We start from the raw sequence: 1,044 nt of genomic DNA on the forward strand, positions 1-1,044 counted from the left end.
CGCGGCCCGCGCCCGCCCCGGAGGCCCCGCGGTCTCAGCCCGTCGCCCCGTCCGCGACCGCGATGCCGGGAGGCTCGCCCGGCCTGATCCTGGTGCTAGGGGGCACGGGCGAGGCCCGTCGACTCGCCGACCTCATGGTCACCGCCGGGCTGGACGTCGTCACCTCGCTGGCGGGCAAGGTCACGCGGCCGAGACTCCCCCGTGGGGAGGTGCGGATCGGTGGCTTCGGAGGTGCGGAGGGATTAACGCACTGGATGCGCGAGAACGGCGTCAGCGCCGTCATCGACGCGACCGACCCGTTCGCCGACCAGATCTCGGTGTCCGCGGTCCACGCCGCGCGCGAGACGGCCACGCCGCTGCTCCGCCTGCACCGCCCGCCGTGGACCGAGCAGGCGGGCGACGAGTGGATCCGCGTCCCGGACATGCAGACCGCGGCCCACGTGGTGCGGGAGCGTTTCCGCCGGCCGATGCTCACGGTCGGCAAGCAGGGCGCGTCCGCGTTCGCCGGGGACACCCGGGGGTCGTATCTCATCCGGTGCTCCGAGCCGCCCCCCGGGGCGCTGCCGCACCGCTACCTGCTGGTATTGGACCGGGGCCCCTTCGGGGTGGAGTCCGAGCGGACGCTAATGTCCCGCCACCGGATCGACGTGCTGGTCACCCGCAACAGCGGCGGAGCCACCTCCGAGGCCAAGCTCGCCGCCGCCCGCGACCTGCGCATACCGGTGGTGATGGTGGACCGGCCCGAGACCCCGCAGGCCCCTCGGGTCCCTGAGACCGTGCACTCCGTCGAGGACGCCGCCCGCTGGCTGGTCGAGCGGTTCGGCGCGCGCTGAGCCTGCCCAACTGCTGAGCCGACCTCACCACAGAACCGACCTCACGGGAAAGCCGTCACCCAGGGCGATTCGGCGTCGAAGATCATCCCCATCGGTGCCAGCACCCGCACCACCTGCTCCGCCATCGGTTCGGTGAGTTCGTGCAGGCCGATGACCCGGTCGGCCGAGACGGTGGTCGGACGCTCCACCGCGCCGAGAAATTCGGCGAGTC

General features: G+C 73.1%; 1 protein-coding gene. It reads left to right on the forward strand.

Annotated elements, in window-relative coordinates:
• The first annotated feature begins 62 nt into the window (after positions 1-62).
• Positions 63-833, forward strand: a complete 771-nt coding sequence (locus tag G6024_RS15525; RefSeq protein ID WP_159149114.1) for a cobalt-precorrin-6A reductase — start codon at positions 63-65, stop codon at positions 831-833.
• Positions 834-1,044 lie beyond the last annotated feature (211 nt).

Origin of the sequence: Dietzia maris, from assembly GCF_014144855.1 — a bacterium.
GTDB classification, from domain to species: domain Bacteria; phylum Actinomycetota; class Actinomycetes; order Mycobacteriales; family Mycobacteriaceae; genus Dietzia; species Dietzia kunjamensis.

Bases quoted from the DNA above. Each gene is read 5' to 3' on its own strand.
- G6024_RS15525 (WP_159149114.1), top strand. From the start codon at position 63: ATGCCGGGAGGCTCGCCCGGCCTGATCCTGGTGCTAGGGGGCACGGGC.